General features: G+C 70.4%; 15 protein-coding genes. 11 read left to right on the top strand and 4 right to left on the bottom strand.

The features are described 5' to 3' along the window. The first annotated feature begins 133 nt into the window (after nucleotides 1-133). The 3 genes from ABZ664_RS09810 to ABZ664_RS09820 all read left to right on the top strand — a co-directional run bounded on the left by ABZ664_RS09810 (nucleotide 134) and on the right by ABZ664_RS09820 (nucleotide 2,131). A complete protein-coding gene (locus ABZ664_RS09810; protein WP_362505754.1) occupies nucleotides 134-406 on the top strand; it encodes a hypothetical protein in 273 nt (90 codons plus the stop codon). A gap of 48 nt (nucleotides 407-454) precedes the next feature. Beyond that, nucleotides 455-1,171: an MgtC/SapB family protein gene (locus ABZ664_RS09815; protein ID WP_362505757.1), complete on the top strand. Its 717-nt coding sequence runs from the start codon at nucleotides 455-457 to the stop codon at nucleotides 1,169-1,171. A gap of 162 nt (nucleotides 1,172-1,333) precedes the next feature. After that, entirely contained in the window at nucleotides 1,334-2,131 is a 798-nt protein-coding gene (locus ABZ664_RS09820) for a metalloregulator ArsR/SmtB family transcription factor (protein ID WP_362505760.1), read from the top strand. Between the two features lie 138 nt (nucleotides 2,132-2,269). Here ABZ664_RS09820 and ABZ664_RS09825 read toward each other — a convergent pair whose 3' ends face one another. Both ABZ664_RS09825 and ABZ664_RS09830 read right to left on the bottom strand, forming a co-directional pair. Continuing rightward, nucleotides 2,270-3,034: an ABC transporter permease gene (locus tag ABZ664_RS09825; RefSeq protein ID WP_362505762.1), complete on the bottom strand. Its 765-nt coding sequence runs from the start codon at nucleotides 3,032-3,034 to the stop codon at nucleotides 2,270-2,272. Beyond that, nucleotides 3,031-4,026, bottom strand: a complete 996-nt coding sequence (locus tag ABZ664_RS09830) for an ABC transporter ATP-binding protein (protein ID WP_362505764.1) — start codon at nucleotides 4,024-4,026, stop codon at nucleotides 3,031-3,033. The genes ABZ664_RS09825 and ABZ664_RS09830 overlap by 4 nt, the downstream gene beginning before the upstream one ends. Nucleotides 4,027-4,137: 111 nt before the next feature. On the opposite strand from ABZ664_RS09830, the gene ABZ664_RS09835 reads away from it, so the two are divergent. The 3 genes from ABZ664_RS09835 (at nucleotide 4,138) to ABZ664_RS09845 (ending at nucleotide 8,474) form a co-directional block, all read left to right on the top strand. After that, nucleotides 4,138-5,247, top strand: coding sequence for a histidine kinase (locus ABZ664_RS09835; protein ID WP_362505767.1), 1,110 nt, complete (start codon nucleotides 4,138-4,140; stop codon nucleotides 5,245-5,247). Next, nucleotides 5,244-5,894 (top strand): response regulator transcription factor, encoded by a 651-nt coding sequence (locus ABZ664_RS09840; RefSeq protein ID WP_362505770.1) that lies wholly within the window; start codon nucleotides 5,244-5,246, stop codon nucleotides 5,892-5,894. Before ABZ664_RS09835 ends, ABZ664_RS09840 begins: the two co-directional genes overlap by 4 nt. A gap of 135 nt (nucleotides 5,895-6,029) precedes the next feature. Continuing rightward, entirely contained in the window at nucleotides 6,030-8,474 is a 2,445-nt protein-coding gene (locus ABZ664_RS09845) for a serine/threonine-protein kinase (protein WP_362505773.1), read from the top strand. 161 nt (nucleotides 8,475-8,635) lie between these two features. On the opposite strand, the gene ABZ664_RS09850 is transcribed toward ABZ664_RS09845, so the two are convergent. Both ABZ664_RS09850 and pulA read right to left on the bottom strand, forming a co-directional pair. After that, nucleotides 8,636-10,360, bottom strand: coding sequence for a carbohydrate-binding module family 20 domain-containing protein (locus ABZ664_RS09850; protein WP_362505776.1), 1,725 nt, complete (start codon nucleotides 10,358-10,360; stop codon nucleotides 8,636-8,638). A 129-nt stretch (nucleotides 10,361-10,489) separates the two neighbouring features. Then, the gene (gene pulA / locus ABZ664_RS09855; protein ID WP_362505779.1) at nucleotides 10,490-16,354 is read right to left on the bottom strand and encodes a pullulanase-type alpha-1,6-glucosidase; all 5,865 of its coding nucleotides are present in this window, start codon (nucleotides 16,352-16,354) and stop codon (nucleotides 10,490-10,492) included. A gap of 366 nt (nucleotides 16,355-16,720) precedes the next feature. Between pulA and ABZ664_RS09860 the strand changes: the two genes are divergently transcribed. Genes ABZ664_RS09860 through ABZ664_RS09880 form a run of 5 tightly spaced genes read left to right on the top strand, consistent with a single transcriptional unit; the run spans nucleotide 16,721 to nucleotide 22,605 of the window. Continuing rightward, on the top strand, nucleotides 16,721-18,013 hold the full coding sequence (locus ABZ664_RS09860; RefSeq protein ID WP_362505782.1) for an extracellular solute-binding protein: 1,293 nt from the start codon (nucleotides 16,721-16,723) through the stop codon (nucleotides 18,011-18,013). A 24-nt stretch (nucleotides 18,014-18,037) separates the two neighbouring features. After that, a complete protein-coding gene (locus tag ABZ664_RS09865; RefSeq protein ID WP_362505785.1) occupies nucleotides 18,038-19,024 on the top strand; it encodes a sugar ABC transporter permease in 987 nt (328 codons plus the stop codon). Further along, nucleotides 19,021-19,896, top strand: a complete 876-nt coding sequence (locus tag ABZ664_RS09870; RefSeq protein ID WP_362505788.1) for a sugar ABC transporter permease — start codon at nucleotides 19,021-19,023, stop codon at nucleotides 19,894-19,896. Before ABZ664_RS09865 ends, ABZ664_RS09870 begins: the two co-directional genes overlap by 4 nt. 50 nt (nucleotides 19,897-19,946) lie before the next feature. Next, entirely contained in the window at nucleotides 19,947-21,563 is a 1,617-nt protein-coding gene (locus tag ABZ664_RS09875) for a glycoside hydrolase family 13 protein (protein WP_362505791.1), read from the top strand. Then, nucleotides 21,553-22,605 carry a LacI family DNA-binding transcriptional regulator gene (locus ABZ664_RS09880; RefSeq protein ID WP_362505794.1) on the top strand — a complete coding sequence of 351 codons (1,053 nt, stop codon included), beginning with the start codon at nucleotides 21,553-21,555 and terminating at the stop codon, nucleotides 22,603-22,605. Before ABZ664_RS09875 ends, ABZ664_RS09880 begins: the two co-directional genes overlap by 11 nt. Nucleotides 22,606-22,843: the final 238 nt, after the last annotated feature.

A 22,843-nucleotide genomic window follows, 5' to 3' on the forward strand; every position in this document is an offset into this window, starting at 1 on the left:
TCCGGCGACGCGTGGGGCTTCGCGAGCCGGTGGTCCGAGAGCCGGTCGGAGGGGCAAAGTCCTGGTCAAACGGCGTTACGGCTCGTGTGAGGCAGGGGATTGGCGGGATATGTCGTGATTTGTGGAGGCTGCCATGGCGAGGACAACCACCACCGCTTCGAACGGCAGGGCGCGTGGCAGGGCGAAGGGGGAGCAGTTGCCGCCGCACATCACCGTGCCGGTGATCGGGACGTTGACCCTGCCGCCGCCGGACCGGCTGGTCTTCTACGGGGTGCTGGGCGCTCTGGGGGCGCTGGGGGTCATCGAATGGCCCGTCGCGCTCGTCGTGGGGTTCGGCCACTACCTGTCGGAACAGCGGCGGTTCCCGATGTTGCGGCAGGCGGGGGAGGCCGCGGAGGCGGCGTAGCCGGGAACGCGGACGCCCCCGCCGGGACACGAGACCGGGGTGACGGTGATGGCGCCTCTCGGCGAACTCGCGGGACAGGGCTGGGCACAGGTGGGAATGTTGCTCCTCGCCTTCGTGCTCTCGGCCCTGATCGGCCTTGAGCGGGAGGCCCGCCAGAAGAGCGCGGGCCTGCGTACTCACACCCTGGTCGGCTTCGCAGCCGCTCTGATCATGCTGGTGTCGAAGTACGGCTTCTCTGATGTTCTGGGGGATAACGTCACGGTCGATCCGTCCCGGGTGGCCGCCCAGATCGTGTCCGGTATCGGCTTCATCGGCGCGGGCCTGATATTCGTCCGCGGTGACGCGGTCCGGGGCCTCACCACCGCCGCGGCGGTCTGGCTCACCGCCGGGGTGGGGATGGCGGCGGGGGCCGGGCTGTGGCTGCTGGCGGTCATCGTGACCGCCGGATACCTGGTGACGGTGTTGGTCCTCACGCCGCTGGCCGACCGGCTTCCCGGGTCCAAGTACGCACCCTCGCGGTTCCGGCTGACCTACCTCGGCGGCCGGGGCGTGCTGCGGTCGGCACTGGCCGAATGCACGAACCGGGGGTTCGGTGTGGACGAACTCTCGGTCGACCGGCGCAGCGAGGGCCAGAGCCCGGCCGTCGTCTCGCTCTGGCTCACCGTGCACGGCGTCGGGTCGACAACGGAGCTGACCACGGCGCTCTCCGAGATCGACGGGGTGCTCGCCGTGGTGAGCCGGGACACCGACGCGGCGGCGTCCTGAACCGCGGTCGTGCGCCTTCGGGGTCCCCGGTGTGGTCGCGACCGCCGCGCTCGTCGCCCTACGGGAGATCGTGAAGGCGCAAGGGTCCGCATTGACAGGCAACTAAAAGGTTGCCTATATTCCGACATGCATCCGAATGGTTGCCTAACTCTGTGAGACAGCATGGACGCGGTATTCAAAGCACTCGCCGACGCCAGTCGCCGGAGGCTGCTCGACAGTCTCAACCGGCACAACGGCCAGACCCTGCGCGAGCTGTGCGCGGGGCTGGACATGACCCGGCAGGCCGTGACCAAGCACCTGTCCGTCCTGGAGGCGGCCCACCTGGTGGAGACGGTCAGACGCGGCAGGGAGAAGCTCCACTACCTCAACGCCGCGCCCATCAACGAGATCGCCGACCGGTGGATCGGCCGCTACGACCGCGAGCGGGCGCGTGCGCTCGCCGACCTGAAACGAGCCCTGGAGGGTACGGACGTGTCCGAGACCAGCTTCGTCTACATCAGTTACATCAGGACCACGCCGGAGCGGCTGTGGGAGGCCCTGACCAGCACGGCCTTCATCACCCGCTACTTCGGTGGTGGGGGCCCGCGCTCCGACTGGACGCCGGGCGCCCCGGTCGAGTGGAAGGTCACCGCGGACGGCGAGTACAACGACTGGGGCCAGCGGGTGCTCGAGGCCGACCCCGGCAAGCGCCTGTCGTACACCTGGCACAACTACGAGCAGGAGGTGGCCGACATGTTCGGATGGAGCGACGAGAAGCTCGCCGAGCTCAGGAAGGAGCCGATCTCGAAGATCACCTTCGAGATCGAACCCGCCGGTGGGGCCACGGTCAAGCTGATCGTGACCCATGAGGGACTCGTCGCGGGCAGCGAGATGATCAAGGGCGTCAGCGAGGGCTGGCCCGAGATCCTGTCGAACCTGAAGACCTTGCTGGAATCGGGCGAGACGCTGCCGCTCGGCTAAGGGCCGGAGCGGCCTCCGCGGATGTCCGGTGGCCTGCCCCGATTTGCCGGGAAGGCCGCGAGCCTGACGGGGGCCGGCTCGCGGACCGTCCCATCGGGCCGTGCCCGAGTGCCGGTCCCCCGTGGGACGTACGGCGGGTTACTCCCAGCGAAAGAACACGGCCGCGACACCGCTGCCGAGCACGATGGCGGCGGCGAGGCCGATCAGGTTGGAGGCCTCGATGGGCGCGCCGATCCAGGCGGCAGACAGGGCCTGGCTCCCGGCGCCGAACGGTAGCCACTGCCCGATCGTCGCGATCACCTCCGGGAGGTTGCCGCGCCCGCCGAACATGCCGCCGGTGGCGCCCAGCACGAAGAAGACGACCAGGCCGATCGCGACGGAGGAGTTCGGGGTGGGCGAGAGCGCTGCGACGGTCAGACCCAGGGCGTACATGGCGGCCACCGTCAACGCCAGCACACCGAGCGCCGCGCCGACGCGCACCGGGGGGTGGGCGCCGAACGCCAGCAGGGCGAGGATCCAGGCGGCCGCGATACCGAGGGCCATCTGCAGGACGCCGGCGGCCGCCTGGGCGACGAGGACCAGCGCGGGCGAGGCGGGCGTCACCCCCAGGCGTCGCAGGATGCCGCTGCGACGGTAGTAGGCCAGGAAGCTCGGCATGTTGACGATGCCGGTCGTGGCCACGACCATCGTGAACACCAGCGGCAGCACGTAGACGTCGAACGCCGTGCGACCGTGCGCGATCGTCTCCCGGCCGGCGGACGAGGCGTTCATCACCAGGATGAGCATGGGCAGGCCGATCGGCACGATCAGCCCGGCGGTGTCGCGGGCGACCATCTTGAGCTCGCAGATCAGCAGTGCCGCCCAGGCCCGCGGGCCCGGGCGGTGGACGGTGATGTCCGTCATCGGACCGTCTCCTCCCTCGTGTCGAGCACGGTGTCGAGCACGGTGTCGAGCTTGGTGTCGAGCACGGTGTTGTCGAGCCGGTGTCCGGTCAGCGCGAGGAAGGCGTCGTCGAGGCCGGCCTGCTCGCTGCGCGTCTCGGCCGCCGCGACGCCCGCGTGCACGAGCGCGACGCTGACGGCCTGGAGCAGCTCACCGCGGCCCTCGACGACGACGCGGTCGCCTTCGGCATGTACCCGGTCGACCCCGTCGAGTCCTTCGAGCAGCCCGCTCGGCACAGGGGTGATCGCGCGGAAGGTGACCCGCTGGACGAACCCGGCCCTTCGCACGAGCCCCGAGGGCGAGTCGAGGGCGACGACCCGGCCCTCGTCGAGCAGCGCGACCCGGTCGCACAGTCGTTCGACCTCCTCCATGGTGTGGCTGACGAGCAGGACGGTCACGCCGGACTCGCGCAACCGCTCAAGGGTCGACCACATCTGACGGCGCGCCTCGGGGTCGAGGCCGGTGGTGAGCTCGTCGAGGATCACCACCCGGGGCCGTCCGACGAGGGCGAGCGCGATCGACAGTCGCTGCTGCTGGCCGCCGGAGAGTTTCTCGAAGCGGGTGCGCCGGGAGGTGGTCAGGCCGACCGACTCGATCAGGTCGTCGGACGGTAGCGGATCGCGGTAGAAGGTCCCGTACAGGTGGACCAGCTCGGTGACCGTGAGCGCGGAGTGCAGGACGGCCTCCTGCAGCTGGACCCCGAGGACCTGGCGCAGCCGGGCCCGGTCTCGCCGGGTGTCCAGGCCGAGCACGCGGACGGTGCCGCGGTCGGGTCGTCTGAGCCCGGCGATCAGCTCGACGGTGGTCGTCTTACCGGCTCCGTTGCGTCCCAGGATGCCGAAGATCTCGCCGGTGGCGACAGAAAGGCTGACCTCCTCGACGGCGACCTTGGAGCGGTAGCGCTTGTGCAGGCCGTTCGCTTCGACGGCGGGAGATGACGTTGTCGCATGCATGCCGTCGACGTTAGGAAGGGCGAGCCGTCGGCGCCTGTGCCGATGGTCAGTATCGGTACCCATGACTTTCGGCACCTCAGCGGGGACGCGAGCGCAAGTAGGGTGAATGGCATGCGGCGAATCGAGCCGGACGTGTGGGCGGGGCTGGCGGCACTGCTGGTGTGCCTCGCGGTGGGCACCCCGATATTGCTCGGCGTGGCCGAGACGCAGGTGCCCCGGCCGGTGTGGGGCGCGCTCTTCGTGGCGTTGCTGGTCACCGCGCTGATCGCCGCCCTCTGGGAGGAATGCCGGCCGAGGCAGGCGTGGGTCTGTTACGGCGCGGCCGTCGTGCTGGGATGGCTCACGATCCTGACGGCGCCCGGCGCCGGGTGGCTGCCGATCCTGCTGGTCTTCACCGCCGCCCTGAGCGCGTACGTCGCGCCGCCGTGGGTGGGCCCGGTGGTGATCGTGCTCAACGTCGTCGTGATCGCCGTGACCGTGGGCCTCACCGGTTCCACCTTCGCCGAGATCGCCCTCAGCGCGCTGCTGTACCTGCTGATCCAGATCGCGACGCTGCTGAGCGTGCTGGTGACCATCAGGGAGCAGCGGATGCGCCGCGAGCTGGGCGAGGCGCATCTGGATCTGCGGGCGGCGAGTGTGATTCTGGCCGACACCGCACGCGCTCACGAACGCCTGCGCATCGCCAGGGAGCTGCACGACCTGATGGGGCACCAGCTCACCGCGCTCACCCTGGAGCTGGAGGTCGCCCGGCACCGCGAAGGGCCGGGCGCGCGCGTGCACATCGAGCGTGCCGACCGGGTGGCGCGGGACCTGCTTCGCGACGTGCGCGCGACCGTCGGACAGCTGCGCACCGACGCGCCCGATCTGCGTGAGGCCCTCGCCGCCGTGGTACGCGACATTCCCGGCCTCGACATCGGCGTGTGGATCGACGACGACGTGTGCCCCACCGAGGAGGTGACCCTGGCGCTCATCCGTGTCGTCCAGGAGATCGTCACCAACACCATCCGGCACGCGGACGCGACCTCGTTGCGCATCCGGATCGAGAGCACACCGGAGCGGGACGTGAGGTTCACCTCCGTCGACGACGGGCGCGGCAGCCCCGAGTTGCGGCCGGGCAACGGGCTGCGCGGCCTGAGCGAGCGGATCGAGGCGATCGGCGGAGACGTGCGGCTCGACGGCAGCGACGGTTTCCGTGTCACCGCCACGGTGCCCGCGCGATGATCAGGGTGATCGTGGTCGACGACCAGACCCTGGTTCGGCAGGGCATCCGTAGCCTGCTCGGCCTGACCGACGACATCGAGGTGGTGGGGGAGGCCGACGACGGCATGGCCGCGCTGGCGGCGATCGAGGAGCACGCCCCCGACGTCGTCCTGCTCGACCTGCGCATGCCCCGCCACGACGGCATCTGGGTGCTCAGGGCGTTGCGGGAGCGTGCGGACGGCTCACCGCCGGTGCTCGTGCTGACCACGTTCGACAACGACACCCTGGTACTGGACGCGATGCGGGCGGGGGCGTGCGGCTACCTGCTGAAGGACGTGACGCTCGAACGGCTGACCCGGGCCATCCGCGTCCTGGCCGACGGAGGGACGCTGATCTCGCCGTCGATCACCGACCGGCTGCTGCGCGCGGTGCACCGCCGCCGACCGGCGGATGACGACGACCTGCCCGCGATCCAGCGGCTCACCGAACGAGAGGTGGAGGTGCTGCGGCTCGTCGCGGAGGGCTACAGCAACCGCGAGATCGCCCAGGCTCTCTTCCTGGCCGAGGGCACGGTGAAGAACCACGTCTCGACCATGCTGCTCAAACTCGGGGCGCGCGACCGGACCAACGCGGTGCTGCGCGCCCTGCACGCCAACCTTCTCGACTGATAGCCGGCAGGCATTTGGTCAAATTTGCTGATACTGGCATGCTCTTTTCCGGGACCAGACTGCCCGGAACCCGGCGCGTGCGGCAGGGCGTGGCCGCCGGACCACTCGGGCGGGCTCGCGGCGGGGAGGAGCACGATGGCCGGTACGGAGCTCAGATCCGGCGACCCCACCGCCTTCGGGCCGTACGTGATCGAGGCGAGGCTCGGCGAGGGCGGACAGGGAACGGTCTACCTCGGCCGTGATCCGGCCGGCGAGCGTGTCGCGGTCAAGGTGCTGCACCCCAGGTTCGCCGCCGACCAGGTCGCGAGGACGCGCTTCGAGCGGGAGATCGCCGTCGCCCGGCAGATCGCCGAGTTCTGCACCGCCCGAGTGCTCGACGCGGGGGAGAGCGGCGACCACCTCTACGTGGTGAGCGAGTTCATCGACGGGCCTTCGCTGCAGCAGGCCGTCGAGAGGGAGGGGCCGCGCGACGGCGCCGCCCTGCAGCGCATCGCGATCAGCACGGCCACCGCGCTCGTCGCCATCCACCAGGCGGGGATCGCGCACCGCGACTTCAAACCGGCCAACGTGCTCCTCGGCTTCGACGGCCCGCGCGTGATCGACTTCGGCATCTCCAAGGAACTCGACGCCGGGCTCGCCCAGACCAGCGGTGCCGTCGGGACCCCGACGTACATGTCGCCCGAGCAGATCCACGGCCAGCCCGCCGCCGCCCCCTCGGACGTGTTCAGCTGGGCCGTGACGATGGTGTTCGCGGCCACCGGCAGCCCCGCGTTCGGCCGGGACACCATCCCTGCGGTGCTTCACCGCATCCTCACCACCGAGCCCGACCTGTCGGGGGTGCCCGAGGGGTTGCGCCCGTTGCTGCGCGCCTGCCTGGCCAAGGAGCCCGCCGATCGGCCGGTCGCCTCCGACCTGCTGTTCCGGCTGATCCGCCAGCCTTCGGCCGGCGCCGCCATGCCGCCCTCGGAATCGCCGCAGACCGGTCAATCGGCTCGGGTCCAGTCCTCGTCGTCCCAGTGGCCGTCGCAGACCGAGCAGCCCACGCCCTCTTCGCAGCCAGAGTCTTCTCAGCCACAGTCTTCACAGCCGCCGTCTCCGCAGTCACCGCTCCATGACCGGTCGCCTTCGTCGCAACCGCAACCGCAACCGTCATCCGGGTGGGAGGCCGATCACCAGCGGTCGCCGTCCCAGCCGTCGTCGCCGTTCGAGCCGGGCGCGGTACCTCCGCGGCCGCCGTCCGCCGGGTGGTCACCGACGGGTTCGAGCACCGAGCCTGGACAGTGGCACCAGGAGGGCCACGGGGTCTCCACCTCTCCCGGTGGCCCGTGGGAAGGGGCCGTCGGCACGGCCGCGCCGGGCGGGTCAGGACGATCGCGTCCGTGGCGGATCGGGGCCGCCGTCGCCGTCTGCGCCGTCGCGGTCTCCGCGGGAGTCTTCGTGCTCCCGCCACTGCTGGCCGGGACCGGGGAGGAGGGCGCGGACCCCACTCCCGTCGCGATGACCGGCTCCCCGTCGGTCACCGGCGGTTCCCCCTCACCCGGCGAGTCCACTCAGCCCAGCGCCTCACCGTCTCCCAGCGCTTCACCCTCTCCCAGTGGATCGCCGTCCCCCGCCGCCACCCCCACCTCGGTCACCGGGAACTGGAAGAGCGCACCGGTCGGCGGCCCGCTGCGCGGCCATCGCGACGACCTGCAGTCGGTGGCGATCGCCCAGGTCGGCGGCAGGTCCGTGATCGTCTCCGGTGCCAACGACCGCACCGTCCGCCTGTGGGATCTCGCGACCCGCAAGCCGCTGGCCACCCTCACCGGGCACACCAACTGGGTGCGCTCCGTCGCGGTCACCGAGCTGGACGGCAGGACGATCGCGGTGTCGGGCGGCGACGACGGCACCGTACGCCGCTGGGACCTCGCCACCCGCAAGCCGGTCGGCAAGCCCTTCGACGCCGCCGTGCCCGTCTTCTCCCTCGCCCTCGCCACCCTCGACGGCGAGCCCGTCGTGGTGACCGGAGGCCGCGACGGAAGCCTGCGCGTGTGGGACCTGAGGACGGGCGCCGCGATCGGCAAGGCCCGTCGCGCCTCCGAGGGCGCCGTGTTCGGCCTCGCCACGGCCACCCTCGACGGCGAGCCCGTCGTGTTCACCGGCGGCGGCGACGGCACGGTGCGCCGCTGGCCGCTTCGTTCGGGGTCCGGCGAGACGATCCTCACCCAGCGGGCCCAGGTCACCGCCGTCACCACGGCCGAGCTGGACGGCAGGCTCGTGGTGTTGTCCGCCGGCGGCGCGCAGGACATCCACATCGACGACGCCGCCGGCGCCGGTGAGGCACGCCCGCCCATCCGGAGCCACAGCGGGTGGATCTACTCCCTCGCGGTCGGCCGGGTGGGGTCGCTCACCGTCGTCGTCTCCGGCAGCAACGACTCCACCGCGCAGGTCCACGACCTCGACACCGGGAAGCGGGCGGGACGGCCGTTCAAGGCCCACGACCACAACGTGTTCGCCGCCGCGGTGGCCGAGCTCGACGGGCGCCCCGTCGCGGTCACCGGGGGCGGCGACGACACCGTCCGCGTCTGGCGCCTGGGCTGACCGGTCTCCAGGTCACCGGGGAGAATGTGCCGGACGTGGACGGGTTGTTCGAGTACGGCCTCGCGCCATCTCGACGGGTTCGCCGTTTTGGTGGAGCGGGCGCGCCCGTAGTTCCGGCGCTGAGCCGGCACCGGCCGGGGCCGGTGCCGGGGGGAGAGAGGTCAGCGCCAGGAGTCGGTGCGGGTGGCGGTGCCGCCGGAGGAGGTGGTGAAGGAGCGGTCGGGGTCGCTCTCCCAGGTCACCGAGCCGTCGGGGTTCTTCTTGACGTACTTGTACTGGACCGTCGTGCCGGGCGGCAGGTTCACCGTGGCTCTCCAGACCGGGTACGCGGCAGACGACAGGGCGACGGCGTTCGCCGGGTTCCAGGAGCCCAACGCGGCGACGTTGCCGACGACGAAGACGTTCTGGCCCCAGTTCGTGGTCACGGTCGCGTTGAACGAGGTGGCGACCTGGCCGGGGGTGACCGTCGGCGTCGGGCTGGGGCCGGGGCCCGAGGCGCCGGTGTGGATCGCGACCGCGCCCCTCGCGGGGACGGTGACCGAGGCCGTGCCGTTGGATCCGACGGTGACCGAGCCGCCTCCGGCGACGTTGGCGTAGGTCCCGGCGGGCAGGCCGGTGGAGAAGGCGCGGGTGACGCTCCCGCCCTCGTTGTTGATCGCGACCCAGCCCTTCGCGCCCCGGCTGAAGGCGATCACGTTGTTGCCGTTGTCGTACCAGTTGCCGACCGTGGTGCCCTGGACGGCGCGGTTGAAGCCGACCATGCCGTTCATCTGGCGGTGGAAGCAGGTCCACCGGCCGTTGCCGCAGTCGGCGTCGACGGCGAAGCCGCCGCCCGCCGAGGGCGGGCCGGCCTCGCCGTCGCTCCAGGTGAACCCGGAGTAGACCCTCGGCGTGCCGTACGGCCAGGCGAGCATGAAGACGTTGGCCAGCCGGTAGGCGTCGCCGTACTTGTAGTTCATGGTCGAGCCGTTGCGTTCGGTGTCGTGGTTGTCGATGAAGACCACGGCCTTGTCGCCGGGCACCGACAGGCCCCAGCTCTGCCCGAAGGACTGCAGGTTCTTGATCTGGCCGCCGCCGAACTGCTCCTTGAGCTTGCGCCCGTACACGAACTCGTGCACGTCGCCGATCCCGGTGTACTGGCTCGGGCTGATCGCCTCGCCGTCGCCCTGGATGACCTCCTGGTGGATGTACGGCGAGCCGGTCAGCTTGCCCTTGATCGCGGCCAGGTCGCCGGGGTTGATGTGCTTGGCGGCGTCGACGCGGAAGCCGTCCACGCCGAGGGAGGTGAGCCTGTTGAGGTAGCCGGCGATCTGGTTGCGGACGTACTCGGAGCCGGTGTTGAGGTCGGCCAGGCCGACCAGTTCGCAGTTCTGCACCCGCCAGCCGTCGCTGACGTAGTCGGAGCCGTTGATCGTGCAGGTGGGGGAGTGGAAGTCGGCGGCGGAGTAGAGGCCGGGGTAGTTGTACTTGCCGAAGGTGTAGCCGCCGTAGCTGGCGCTGCCCTGGCCGGTCATGTGGTTGATGACGGCGTCGGTGTGGACCTTGACGCCCGCCGCGTGGCAGGCGTTGATCATGTTCTTGAACGCGTTCTCGTCGCCGAACTTGCTGGTGAGGGTGTAGCGGGCGGGCTGGTAGATGTCCCACCAGACCGACCCGCCCTTGGACATCGAGTCGTTCGGCGGGGAGACCTGCACGGCGGCGTACCCGGCGGGGCCGAGGACGTCGGTGCACTCCCTGGCGACGGAGTTCCAGTTCCAGTTCCACAGCTTGACGATCGGACCGGGGGTGGGCGGCGCCGCCTGGGCGGGGAGCGCGCCGGGCACCAGCACGGCGGCGCTCACCAGGGCGCTCAACGCCGTGGCGAGGACGACTCTGTAGGGTTTCACGGGTGGGGCCTCCAGGATCGATGGACGGGTTCCCTGGCCGGGCCGGGTGCTGCAACACCCGGCCCGGCGGCTTTTACGGGCTCTGCGGGGCTGTGCGCGAACTCCCCGAGGGGAGTTCTGTGCTGTTTGTCAGGATTGGACGAAGACGGCGACCGTGCGAGCGGGGACCGTGAGCGTGCCCGTGGCGGTGTCGAACGTCGACTGCTTCACGACGGCGTCGTCGCCGGCCGTCTGGACGGGATGGAGCGTCACCTGGGTGCCCTTCAGCGCGGCGACGGTCTGCGGCCGGGCCTCGGGGGTCGCGTTGAAGACGACGGTGACCGACTTCCAGCGCGGGTCGATCCCCGTGGCGTCCAGGTGCATGGTCACGACACCCGGGGTCTCCGAGGTGCCGCCGGTCGGGAAGGTGAGGCGCCTTTGCACCTCGGCCAGGGTGGCGAGGCCGAAGACCGGCGAGGAGGAGCGGATCCTCAGCAGCTCGCCGTAGCGGGCGCGGGCGGCGCCGATCGCCGCGCAGTCCGGCTTCAGCGCCGGGTCGCCCAGCAGCGGCCTGGCGTACTGCCACTTGTCCTCGTTGTCGGGCTTCGGGGGAAGCCCGGCGCCGAAACCGTTGCCCGCCGAGCAGTCCCACAGCAGCCGGTTGAACCAGTCGCCGGAGTCGTAGGAGTTACGGTCGAGTGACTTGGAACGGAGCCGCTCGCTGCCCGCGTGCATGAACGAGGTGCCCTGCCCGAGGACGGCCGTGGCCAGGGAGAGCGACTGCATGCGCACCCGGTCGGCCATCGCGGTCGCCGGTGGCAGCTTGTACGCCAGCGCGTCGAACAACGTCTCGTTGTCGTGGGCGTCGACATAGGTGACGACCTCGCCCGGTGAGGCGGTGTACCCGGCGGGGGAGCCGTTGTAGCTCACCTCCGAGCCCTTGACCCGCCTGCCGTCGGTGGCGGTGAATGTGTAGTCGCGGAGGTTGCCGGCGAGCCCGACCTTGATCAGATCCTGGTAGTTCAGCAGCCGGGCCCGCCGCTGCGCCTCGTCGCCGTTGGCCGGTGAGTCGTTGGGCGCCCCGGCCAGCCCCGAGCCGAAGCCCTGCACGCGGGGGTCGGCGTCGAACGGGCCGCCGCCGCGCACCGCGTCGCGCAGCCGGTCGTTGAAGGTGCCGATGCCGGTGCCGGCCATGTTCGCCTGGGTGGCCTGTTCGAAACGGGCGTCGTCGGCGACCTCGCCGAAGTTCCAGCCCTCCCCGTACAGGATGATCGACTTTCCGTCGACGCCGTCGCGGGCGACGGTGAGCCTGTCCAGCGCCGCGCGGACCGCTACCAGGTTCGCCTTGGGGTGGTGGCCCATCAGGTCGAACCTGAAGCCGTCCACCTTGTACTCGCGGGCCCAGGTGACGACGGAGTCGACGACGAGCCTGCCCATCATGGCGTGCTCGGGCGCGGTGTTGGCGCAGCAGGTGGAGGTGGCCACCGTGCCGTCGTCGAGCAGCCGGTGGTAGTAGCCCGGCACGATGCGGTCGAGCACCGAGGAGGTGTCCTGGCCCGAGGCGTGGGTGTGGTTGTAGACCACGTCCATCACCACCCGCAGCCCGGCCCTGTTCAGCCCGCCGACCATGCCGCGGAACTCCCTGATCCGCGGCGACCCGTCCGGTTCGGAGGCGTAGGAGCCCTCGGGCACGGTGTAGTGCAGCGGGTCGTAACCCCAGTTGAACGAGTCCTTCGCCGCTGTTCCGGCGACGCAGGCCTGCTGCTCCTCGGAGTCGGGGGGCATCGAGGCCAGGTCGCAGGCCGGTTCCGTCCGGTCGGCCTTCCTGTCGGGGACGGTCGCCATGTCGAAGACGGGCAGTAGGTGCACGTGGGTGAGCCCGTCCTCGGCCAGCCCGCGCAGCTCCCTCATCCCCGCCGAGTCGCCGGTGAACGCGGCGTACGTGCCGCGCCTCGCCGCGGGGACGGTCGTGTCGGAGGCGGAGAAGTCGCGCACGTGCAGCTCGTAGATCGACGCTTTCTCCTGGGGGACGGCCCTGGGCTTGGCCAGGGAGGTCCAGCCGTCGGGTCGCAGGGCGCCGTCGGACAGGTCGGCGAGCTGGCTGCGGCCCGAGCCCGCCGACAGCGACAGGCTGTAGGGGTCGGTCACCTCGTTGACGACGACCTTCCCCGCCGTGCCCTCGCCGGGTGCGTAGACCGTCACCAGGAAGGTGTAGTAGCGGTCCTTCCAGTCCCGCTCTCCCCGCACCGACCAGACGCCGGTGCCGTCGTCGCGGCGCATGGGGTGGACGGTGCGTTTGCCGCCCGAGGAGTCGCGGTAGAGCGCGAGCTCGACCTTGACCGCGGTGGGGGCCCAGACCGACAGGCCGGGCCTGCCGCCGCTCCACGAGGGGCCGAGGCCGGCGGTCGCCGCCTTGGCGTACAGGTCGTCGAGCACACCGGGCAGCTGCACGCCGGTGGCGGCGAGCAGGGCGCCGGAGGCGTCGCGCTCGACGGCCACGACCTGGCCGCGGGTGGCCTCCCTCACCAGGTCGGCGTCGCGCGGGTCGACGGTGAACGCGGCGTGCCCCGCCAGGTGCGGCCACTTCGCCTTCTGCGCCTCGGTCAGCGCACCGGGCGCGAGGCGAATCAGCCTGACCTCACCGGTGAGGTCGCCACCCGAGTAGGCGATGCCGCCCTTGGCGGAGAAGGCGAGGGAGTAGCGGCCGGCGGTGGAGGGGTCGATCTTCCAGGCGACGGTGGCGCGGTCGATCCAGTGCGCCGACGACTTCGACAGGTCGGCGTCGGCGCCGCGCGCCGAGGGCTGGGGCAGCAGGTGGCCCTCGGTGGCGGCGACCCGCCACACCTCGTGGCCGGTCGCCGTCAGGTCCAGCGACTGGTTGTCGGGCAGGTCCTTGTTGTCACCCTTGTGGACGATGTAGTTCACGGTCTTGGCCCCCTCGGTCAAAGGGACGCGGAAGTGAACGCCGAACCCGTCCTCGCCCGCGGGCAGCAGCGGCGCGCCCCACTCGGTGGGAGTCGCCACGTCACCCCACAGGTGAAGTCCCCAGCCGTCGTAGTTCCCGTCGGGCCGGTGGTAATGCAGGATCGCGACGTTCTCGGCCGCGGCCCGGCTCTGGTGGACCTTCGCCACGCCCGAGGCGACGTAGGCGTCGGGCCGCAGGGCGGGGGTGAACGACTGGTCGGGCCCGGGGTCCTTGGTGTCGCCCCTGTGCACGATGAAGTTCGCCGGGGTGGAGGCGTCCTTCAGCGGTACCTTCCAGAACGCGCCGTAGGAGTCCGTGCCGTCGGGCGGGCGCGGCGCGGCCCAGTCGGTGGGCACCCCGTCGGCGAGCCCGTCGCCCCACAGGTGCAGCCCCCAGCCCTCGTAGTCGCCGTCGGGGCGGTTGTAGTGGACGGTCGCGTACCCCTGGGCCGCCGCGCGGGACGGGTACGTCTCCGGTTTCCCCTTCGCCAGCCAGACCTCGCCGTTCCTGGCGGGGTTCACGATCCGGTCGCCGCCGTCCTTCTCGTCGCCCCTGTGGGCGATGATCCCGACGCTGGTGGCACCCGGCTTGAGCCTGATCCAGGCGAAGCGGCCGTAGGCGTCCTCGCCGGTCAGCGGGAGCGGGGTCGCCCACTCCGTCGGGTTCTCCACGTCACCCCAGACGTGCAGGCCCCAGCCGTCGTAGTCGCCGGCGTTCTCCCGCTGGTAGTGCACGACGAGCCAGTCGCGTTTCACCGCGCCCGGCTCCTCGGGGGCGGGTTCGGCGCCGACGGTCGCCGCCGCGCTCGCCGAGGCGAACCGGCCCGCGGAGTCCTTCACCACGGCCTTGTACGAGATCGGTGTGCCCGCCGCGATGCCGCGCAGGTCGTGGAAGACCCGGAACGCACGGCCCGAGGGGGTGGTGTTCGGCGCGTCGTCGGTGCCGATCGCCCGCCAGGGGCCCTCGCCCACTTGGGCGGCGAAGGTGACCTGGTCGAAGCCGGTGCCGGGCACGATCGCGACGACCGGGATCCGGCCGTCCTGTGCGGTGCCCCTGATCTCCGCCCCCGGCAGGGCGACCGAGACGGCGGGGGCCGAGGCCGGGGCGGCGAGCTTGGCGGGCGCCTTGTAGACCACCGCCGACAGGGCGGGGACGCTGAGCGCCAGCTTCGTGTCCGCGCCGGTGGTGAGCGTGGCGGCACCCTCGCCGTACACCCTGGTGAAGGCCGCGCCCGCCGAGAAGGTGGGCGCGCTCACGGTCGCGGGCCGCTCATCGTTGTTGACCGCCACCAGATACTCGACCTGCCGCGCGGCGTCGATCCTGGAGAAGGCGTAGACGCCGCCGGAGACGAGCCGCTCGATCTGGGCGCCGTCGGCGAGGGCCGGGTGGGCGTCGCGCAGCGAGGCCAGGGCGGAGATCCCCCGGTAGAGCGGGTGGGAGGGGACGAAGTTGTCCCTGGCGTGGGTGGAGTCGGTGCCGATCAGGTCGTCGCTCAGGTAGCTCTCCGTCCTGGAGGCGAACATGGACGCGCGGGCGTCCTGGTCGCCGCCCTTGCCGGTGAAACCCTGCTCGTCGCCGTAGTAGACAACGGGCTGGCCGCGGGTGAGATACATCAGCTCGTGGGCGAGCAGCGACCTGCGCAGCAGCTCGGAGTCGGGGGCGCCGGGGTTGTCCTGGGAGACGAAGCGGCCGATGCGGCCCATGTCGTGGTTGCCGAGGAAGGTCGGCAGCGACGAGGCGTTACCGTCGGCGTCGGTGTGGTAGTCGTCTTCGGCGTACAGCCGTGCCAGCCTGGACGCGTCCGCCGTGCCGCCGCTGAAGGAGCGGGCGGCCTCCTGGAACGGGAAGTCCAGGGTGGCGTTCATGCCGCCCCGGGTGGAGTAGCGGCTGGTGAAGGAGGGCTCGCCCGAGTAGACCTCGCCGAACATGAAGAACCGCTTGTTGCCCCGCTGGGCCGCGTAGCCGCGCAGAGCGGGGGAGAACCTCTCCCAGAACTCCATGTTCACGTGCTTGGCGGTGTCGATGCGGAAGCCGTCGAGGCCGGTGTCGCGCACCCACGTCCTGTAGATGTCGATCATCCCTTTGACGACCTCCGGGCGCTCGGTCCACAGGTCGTCGAGGCCGAAGAAGTCGCCGTACTCGTCGTTCTCGCCGCCGCTGAAGGTGGAGTCGCCCCGGTTGTGGTACATCGTCGGGTCGTTCAGCCAGGCCGGGGTCTTGACGTTCTTCGGCGCGACCGGCGTGTACGGGAACGATCCGGTGTCCACCTTGGGGAAGGTGTCCTTGCCCGCGTGATCGCGGTCGTCGAACGGTGTGCCGCGGGTGTCGACGTAGGGGTAGGCGCCCTTGGCGCGATACGAGTAGGTCTTCTCCGCGTAGTCGACCACGTCGGCCGTGTGGTTGGTGATGATGTCGAAGAAGACCTTCATCCCGCGCCGGTGTGCCTCGCGCACCAGCTCCTTCATCTGGGAGTTGGTCCCGAGGTGCGGGTCGATCCTGGTGAAGTCGGTGATCCAGTAGCCGTGGTAGCCGGCCGAGACGTCGGCGCCGGAGCCCTGCACGGGACGGTTCACGAACGCCGGGGTGATCCAGATCGCGGTGCTGCCCAGGTTCTTGACGTAGTCGAGCCTGCCGAGCAGGCCCTTGAGGTCGCCGCCCTGGTAGAAGCCCTTGTGCGTGGGGTCGAAGCCGGTGGTGAGCCGGTCGCCGGACAGACCGCCCCGGTCGTTGCGGGTGTCGCCGTTGGCGAACCGGTCGGTCATCGCGAAGTAGAAGCGCTCGCGGCTCAGGTCGGTGCGGAGCGCGTCGCGGGCGAGGTCCCTGTCGGAGGGCTCGGCGGTGCGGCTGAGCGCGGACACCACGGGATCGCCGGAGGGCACCGTGGACGGCGCTGCGGAGACCGGTGCGGTGCGGGGCGCGGACGCGGGGGAGGTGGACGCGGCGGCGGAGGGCGGGGTGGCGACGAGAGGGGTGGCGATCAGGGCTGCCGCGAGCGCGGCGCCCGTCAGAAGGGTCGTTCTCGCGCGCCGTGGGGGGAGCGGCCAGACCACGGGGGGCCTCCACGGGAGTTGTTTCGAGGGTATTGCCCGGAAGTTACTCACTAGTGGTGATCTGTGCAATCCCTTGCGGCAAATTTCTGAATCCCGGCAATTCGCGGACGTCCGGAAGAGGTTTGGTCGAGGGGCCAAAACGCATGAAAAGGGATTTATTGCCCTTAAGTGGTTGATATAGCCACTTGCAATCCCGTTGGAGGATGGTCCGACTCCTTGGAATTGGGGTGGCTTTGTAACGACTTTGCAGCCTCTTGCAGAAACTTCTTCCAATGGGATTCACGTAGGCGTAACGTCCGGCGTACTCCAGACCCGGCCGGACGGCTCTTCGGTCCCGGCCGCCCCCTTGAACACGAGGAGAAGAACATGCGGCGAGCCTTCTCGGCCGCGACGATCGTCGCGGCCCTCGCCCTGGCGGTCTCCGCCTGCGGTGGCGGTGACGCCGGCACGGCGGCCCCCGCCCAGTCCGCGGCGGCGGATCCGTCGAAGATCACCGGTGAGATCACCTGGTGGGACACCGTCAGGCCCGACAGCGAGGGCCCGACGTTCCAGGCGCTCATCCAGGACTTCCAGGCGAAATACCCGGGCATCAAGGTCAAGTACGTCAACGTCCCCTCGGACCAGGCGCAGAACCAGTTCCAGACCGCGGCGCAGGCGGGTGCGGGGGCACCGGACGTGATCCGCTCCGAGGTCGCCTGGACCTCCCAGTTCGCCTCACTCGGCTACCTGCAGCCGCTGGAGGGCACCCGCGCGGTGGAGAACGAGGCGGACTTCCTGCCGGGACCGCTGAGCAGCACCAAGTACGACGGCAAGACGTACGCCGTCCCGCAGGTCACCGACACCCTCGCGCTCATCTACAACAAGCGGCTGCTGAAGGAGGCGGGGCACGAGGAGGCCCCCACCACGGTCGAGGAGCTCAAGCAGACCGCGCTCGACGTCAAGAAGAAGACCGGCGCCAGCGGCCTCGCGCTCAACGTCGACTCCTACTTCCTGCTGCCCTTCATGTACGGCGAGGGCGGTGACCTCCTCGACGTGCAGAACAAGAAGATCACCGTCAACTCCCCGGAGAACGCGAAGGCGATGGCGACCGTCTCCGACCTGATCACCTCCGGTGCCGCGCCCAAGCCCGCGATCCAGGACAGCTACGCCAACGCCATGACCGCCCTCAAGGACGGCAAGGCCGCGATGATCTACAACGGCCCGTGGGCGCTGTCGGAGATCTACCAGGGCAAGGAGTTCAAGGACAAGGAGAACCTGGGCATCGCGCCCGTCCCCGCGGGCTCGGTCAAGGCCGGGGCCCCCACCGGCGGCTGGAACCTGGCCATCTACGCCGGCTCCAAGAACCTGGACGCCTCTTATGAGTTCGTCCGCTTCATGAGCACCCCCGAGGCCCAGGCCAAGGTCGCCAAGGAGATCAGCCTCCTGCCGACCCGCGCCTCCGCGTACGACAACCCCGACGTGCAGGCCAACAAGGACGTCTCCGTCTTCAAGCCCATCATGGAGACCGCGACCGCGCGACCGTGGATCCCCGAGGGCGGCCAGCTCTTCCAGCCGCTCCTTGAGGGCTACCAGTCGCTGGTGGGCGGCACGGCGACCCCCGAGGACATGCTCAAGAAGGTCGACGACCAGTACCGAGGCATCTTCAAGGACTGGAGCTGATCCGTGGCGCTCTCGACTGGGCGTGTGAACAACACGGCCAGGGGCCGGGCCGCGGGTGCCGACGGCACCCGCGGCCGGGGCCGCCCCCCGGGGGCCCTCCGGCTGGCGCTGGGCAGGCACTGGTACGCCTGGGCCATGGTCGCCCCGGTGATCCTGGTCACCGCCCTGCTGGTCGGCTGGCCGCTCGCCAGGGGCGTCTACCTGTCGCTGACCGACGCCACCGAGGCCAACATCGGCCGGACGATCGGCGTCAACGTCATCCCCTCGACCTACGAGTTCGTCTGGTTCGACAACTACGTCGCGATCCTGACCAGCGGGCTGTTCTGGGAGAAGCTGACCTGGACGGTCGTGTGGACCGTCACCTGCGTGGGATTCCACTACGGGCTCGGACTCGGCCTCGCCCTGCTGCTCAACCGCAAGATCAGGTTCCGCTCGGCCTACCGGCTGCTGCTCATCCTGCCGTGGGCGATCCCGGGTTTCGTCTCGGCGTTCATCTGGCGCTACCTCTACAACAGCGACTTCGGTGTGATCAACGCGATGCTGCGGGCCGCGGGCCTGGGAGGGGTCGGCTGGCTCGACGACCCGACCACCGCGAAGATCGCGGTCATCGCGGTCAACGTCTGGATGGGCGTGCCGTTCATGATGGTCGCCGTGCTGGGCGGGCTCCAGTCGATCCCCGGTGAGCTGTACGAGGCGGCCGAGGTGGACGGCGCCACGCCGTGGCAGCGCTTCCGCTTCATTACGATTCCCAGCCTGCGTACCGTGTCGAGCACGGTTGTCCTTCTGGGCACGATCTGGACGTTCAACATGTTCCCGGTGATCTATCTGATCAGCGGGGGAGGGCCGGGAAGCTCCACCGAGATCCTGGTCACCTACGCCTTCCGTGAGGCCTTCACCGGCGTCCGCAACTACTCCAACTCCGCGGCATGGGGAGTGATCATCCTTCTGCTCCTCGTCGTGCTGGCCGTGGTCTACCGGCGCTCGCTGCGCAAGCAAGGGGAGGTCTGGTGAGCACCGTCACCACCGGGGCCGGGAGCGGGCGCGTCAGGGGACGCGGGGAACGCGGTGTGGGCAAGTCGATCCTGCTGCACGCCACCCTGCTCGCCGCGGTCGCCGTCTCGCTGTTTCCGATCGTCTGGCTCTTCCTCACCTCGCTCAAGCCGCGCGACGGCTGGCTCTCCAGCGAACTGGAGATCTTCAACCAGCCCTCGCTGGACAACTACGTCCGGGTGCTGACCGAGACGCAGTTCCCGACCTGGCTGCTCAACTCGGTGATCGTCGCCGGCCTCACCACGGTCATCGGCGTCTTCCTCGCCTCCACGACCGGGTACGCGGTCAGCCGCTTCCGCTTCCCCGGCTACCGCGGGGTGATGTGGATGCTGCTCGTCATCCAGATGTTCCCGGTGGCGATCCTGATCGTCCCCCTCTACAACCTGATGGCGGGCCTCGGGCTGCTCAACCAGATCCCCGGACTCGTCATCGCCTACATGACGGTGGCGGTGCCGTTCTGCGCGTGGATGATGAAGAGCTACTTCGACTCCATCCCGCGTGAGATCGACCAGGCCGGGCTGGTCGACGGGCTCACCCCGTTCGGCACGTTCTGGCGGGTCGTCCTGCCCCTGGCCAGGCCGAGCCTCGCGGTCACCGCGTTCTACTCGTTCATGACCGCTTGGGGCGAGGTGGCCTACGCCACCGTGTTCATGTCGCAGGAGGAGAAGCGCACGCTCGCCATCGGGCTCCAGCAGTTCGTCGGCCAGCACTGGTCGGACTGGGGCCTGCTCACGGCCGCGGCGGTGCTGATCGCGGTCCCGGCCGCGGTCGTCTTCCTGCTCGTCCAGCGGCATCTGGTCACCGGGCTTACCGCCGGTGCCACGAAGTCGTAACACCACCGTGCTACTACATCCTGGTACGTCATCTGATCGGGGGATTTAATATGACCGAGCTTGTCCAGGCGGGCCTCACTGCCGGGGCCGTCACCCGATGGTGGCGCGACGCGGTGATCTACCAGGTCTACGTGCGCAGCTTCGCCGACGGCAACGGCGACGGTGTGGGAGACCTGCTCGGCGTGCGCGGCAGGCTCCCGTACCTGGCCGACCTCGGGGTCGACGCGATCTGGCTCACCCCGTTCTTCACCTCGCCGATGGCCGACTTCGGCTACGACGTGGCCGACTACCGGGATGTGGACCCCATCTTCGGGTCGCTCGCCGACGCCGGGGCGCTGATCGAGGACGCGCACCGGCACGGCCTGCGGGTCATCGTGGACGTGGTGCCCAACCACACCTCCGACCGGCACGCGTGGTTCCTGGAGGCCCTCGCGGCGCCCCCCGGAGACCCCGCACGCGAGCGCTACATCTTCCGCCGGGGCAGGGGCGCCGGCGGTGAGCTGCCGCCCAACGACTGGGAGTCGATCTTCGGCGGCCCCGCGTGGACCCGGCTGCCCGACGGCGAGTGGTACCTCCACCTGTTCGCCCCGCAGCAGCCCGACCTGAACTGGGAGAACCCCGAGGTCCACGCGGAGTTCGAGTCGATCCTGCGGTTCTGGCTCGACATGGGCGTGGACGGCTTCCGTGTCGACGTCGCCCACGGCATGGTCAAGGCCGACGGCCTGCCCGACGTCGGTCACGCCGACCAGGTCGGGATGATCGGCACCGAGGTGGTGCCGTTCTTCGACCAGGACGGCGTGCACGAGATCCATCGCGCCTGGCGCAAACTGCTCGACTCCTACCCGGGGGAGCGGATCGGCGTCGCCGAGGCGTGGGCGCCGTCCTCGCAGCGGCTGGCCAACTACGTCCGCCCCGACGAGATGCACCAGGCGTTCAACTTCCACTTCCTCGTCACCCCCTGGGAGGCCGCCCCGTTCCGCGCGGTCATCCAGGAGTCGCTCACGACGGCGGGAATGGTCGGGGCGCCCTCCACCTGGGTGCTTTCCAACCACGACGTCAAACGCCATCTCACCAGGTACGGCGGCGGCGAGATCGGCCTGCGCCGATCCCGCGCCGCCGCCCTGCTGACGCTCTCCCTGCCCGGCTCGGCCTACGTCTACCAGGGCGAGGAACTCGGGCTGCCCGAGGTACTCGACCTACCGGAGGAGTTCCAGCGCGACCCGCAGCGCCTGCGCAACCCCGACCACGGGCGCGACGGCTGCCGGGTGCCGCTCCCGTGGGCCGACGACGAGCCGCACTTCGGCTTCAGCCTGCCCGGAGCCGAGGCGACGTGGCTGCCCATGCCGCCCTCCTGGGGGCCGCTCAGCGTCGCCTCCCAGCTCGACGACCCGCTCTCCACGCTGAACCTCTACCGGGATGCGCTGAGGATCAGACGCGAGCGCCGCTCCTTCGACGACGCCCCGCTGACCTGGCTCGACTCCCCGGAGGGCACCCTCGCCTTCGCCAGGGGCGAAGGCTTCGCCTGCACGCTCAATCTCACCGGCGAGTCCGTGGAACTGTCCGCCCCCGGGCGGATCCTGCTGGCCAGCGCGGATACGGCCGTCGTGGACGGCGTGGTGCGGCTCGCCCCCGACTCCGCCGTCTGGTGGGAACCCGATGTCGAGTAGCACCGGGCAGCTCGGCACCGGCGGCACCGCGAGGCTGACCGACATCGCCGCGCAGGCCGGGGTGAGCGAGGCCACCGTCAGCCGGGTGCTCAACGGCAAGCCGGGCGTGTCGGCCCTCACCAGGCAGGCGGTGCTGACGGCTCTGGACCTGATGGGGTACGAGCGCCCGCAGCGGCTGCGCCAGCGCAGCAACGGGCTGATCGGCCTGGTCACCCCCGAGCTGGACAACCCGATCTTCCCCGCCTTCGCCCAGGCATTCGAGAAGACGCTCACCCAGCACGGCTACACCCCGGTGCTCTGCACCCAGCTGCCCGGCGGGGCGGTCGAGGACGAGTTCACCGAGGTTCTCGTGGAGCGCGGGGTGAGCGGCATCATCTTCGTCTCCGGGCTGCACGCCGACATCACCGCGCGCTCGGACCGCTACACCCAGCTGATCGGGCAGGGCGTGCCGATCGTCCTGCTCAACGGGCACGCCGCCGACGTGCCCGCCCCGTTCATCTCCCCGGACGACCGGGCCGCGGCCCGGCTGGCCGTGCAGCATCTGGCCGACCTCGGGCACGAGCGCATCGGCCTGGCCGTCGGCCCCGGCCGGTTCGTGCCGGTGATCAGGAAGATCGAGGGGTACCGGCAGGCGATGGCGCAGTTGCTGGGGGTGACGGAGGTCGACGAGTGGATCTCGCATTCGTTGTTCTCGGTGGAGGGTGGGCAGGCGGCCGCGGCGCAGTTGCTGGCGCGGGGGTGTACGGGGATCGTGTGCGCCTCCGACCTGATGGCGTTGGGTGCGATCAGGGCCTGCCGGGATCGGGGGTTGTCGGTGCCGGGGGAGGTGTCGGTGGTGGGGTTCGACGACTCGCCGTTGATCGCGTTCACCGACCCGCCGCTCACCACCGTGCGCCAGCCCGTGCAGCCGATGGTCACCGCCGCCGTGCACACGCTCCTGGAGGCCGTCGCGGGCGCGCCCGGCCAGCACTCCGAGCTGATCTTCCAGCCGGAACTCATCGTGCGGGGCTCGACGGGATCGGGTCCCAAGATCGTTCGCTGAATACGTTCGCCTGCTGACATTTCCTGATAACCCGCTTGACATTTCGCGGTAACCCATTTCCGCCATTGTCACGGGCTTCCCCGGTGCGCCCGTCGATCTCTATACTCCGAGATCTTCACATCGCGAAGGCCGCCGTAGTCGCCGGTCCTTCGGAACACCGCGAAGGCCGCCACAGCCGCCGGTCCTTCCGGGCACGGAGAAGGCCGCCGCAGTCGCCGGTCCTCCGGAAACGCCGCGA

Origin of the sequence: Streptosporangium sp. NPDC006930 (assembly GCF_040635605.1) — a bacterium.
In the GTDB taxonomy this organism is placed as follows: domain Bacteria; phylum Actinomycetota; class Actinomycetes; order Streptosporangiales; family Streptosporangiaceae; genus Streptosporangium.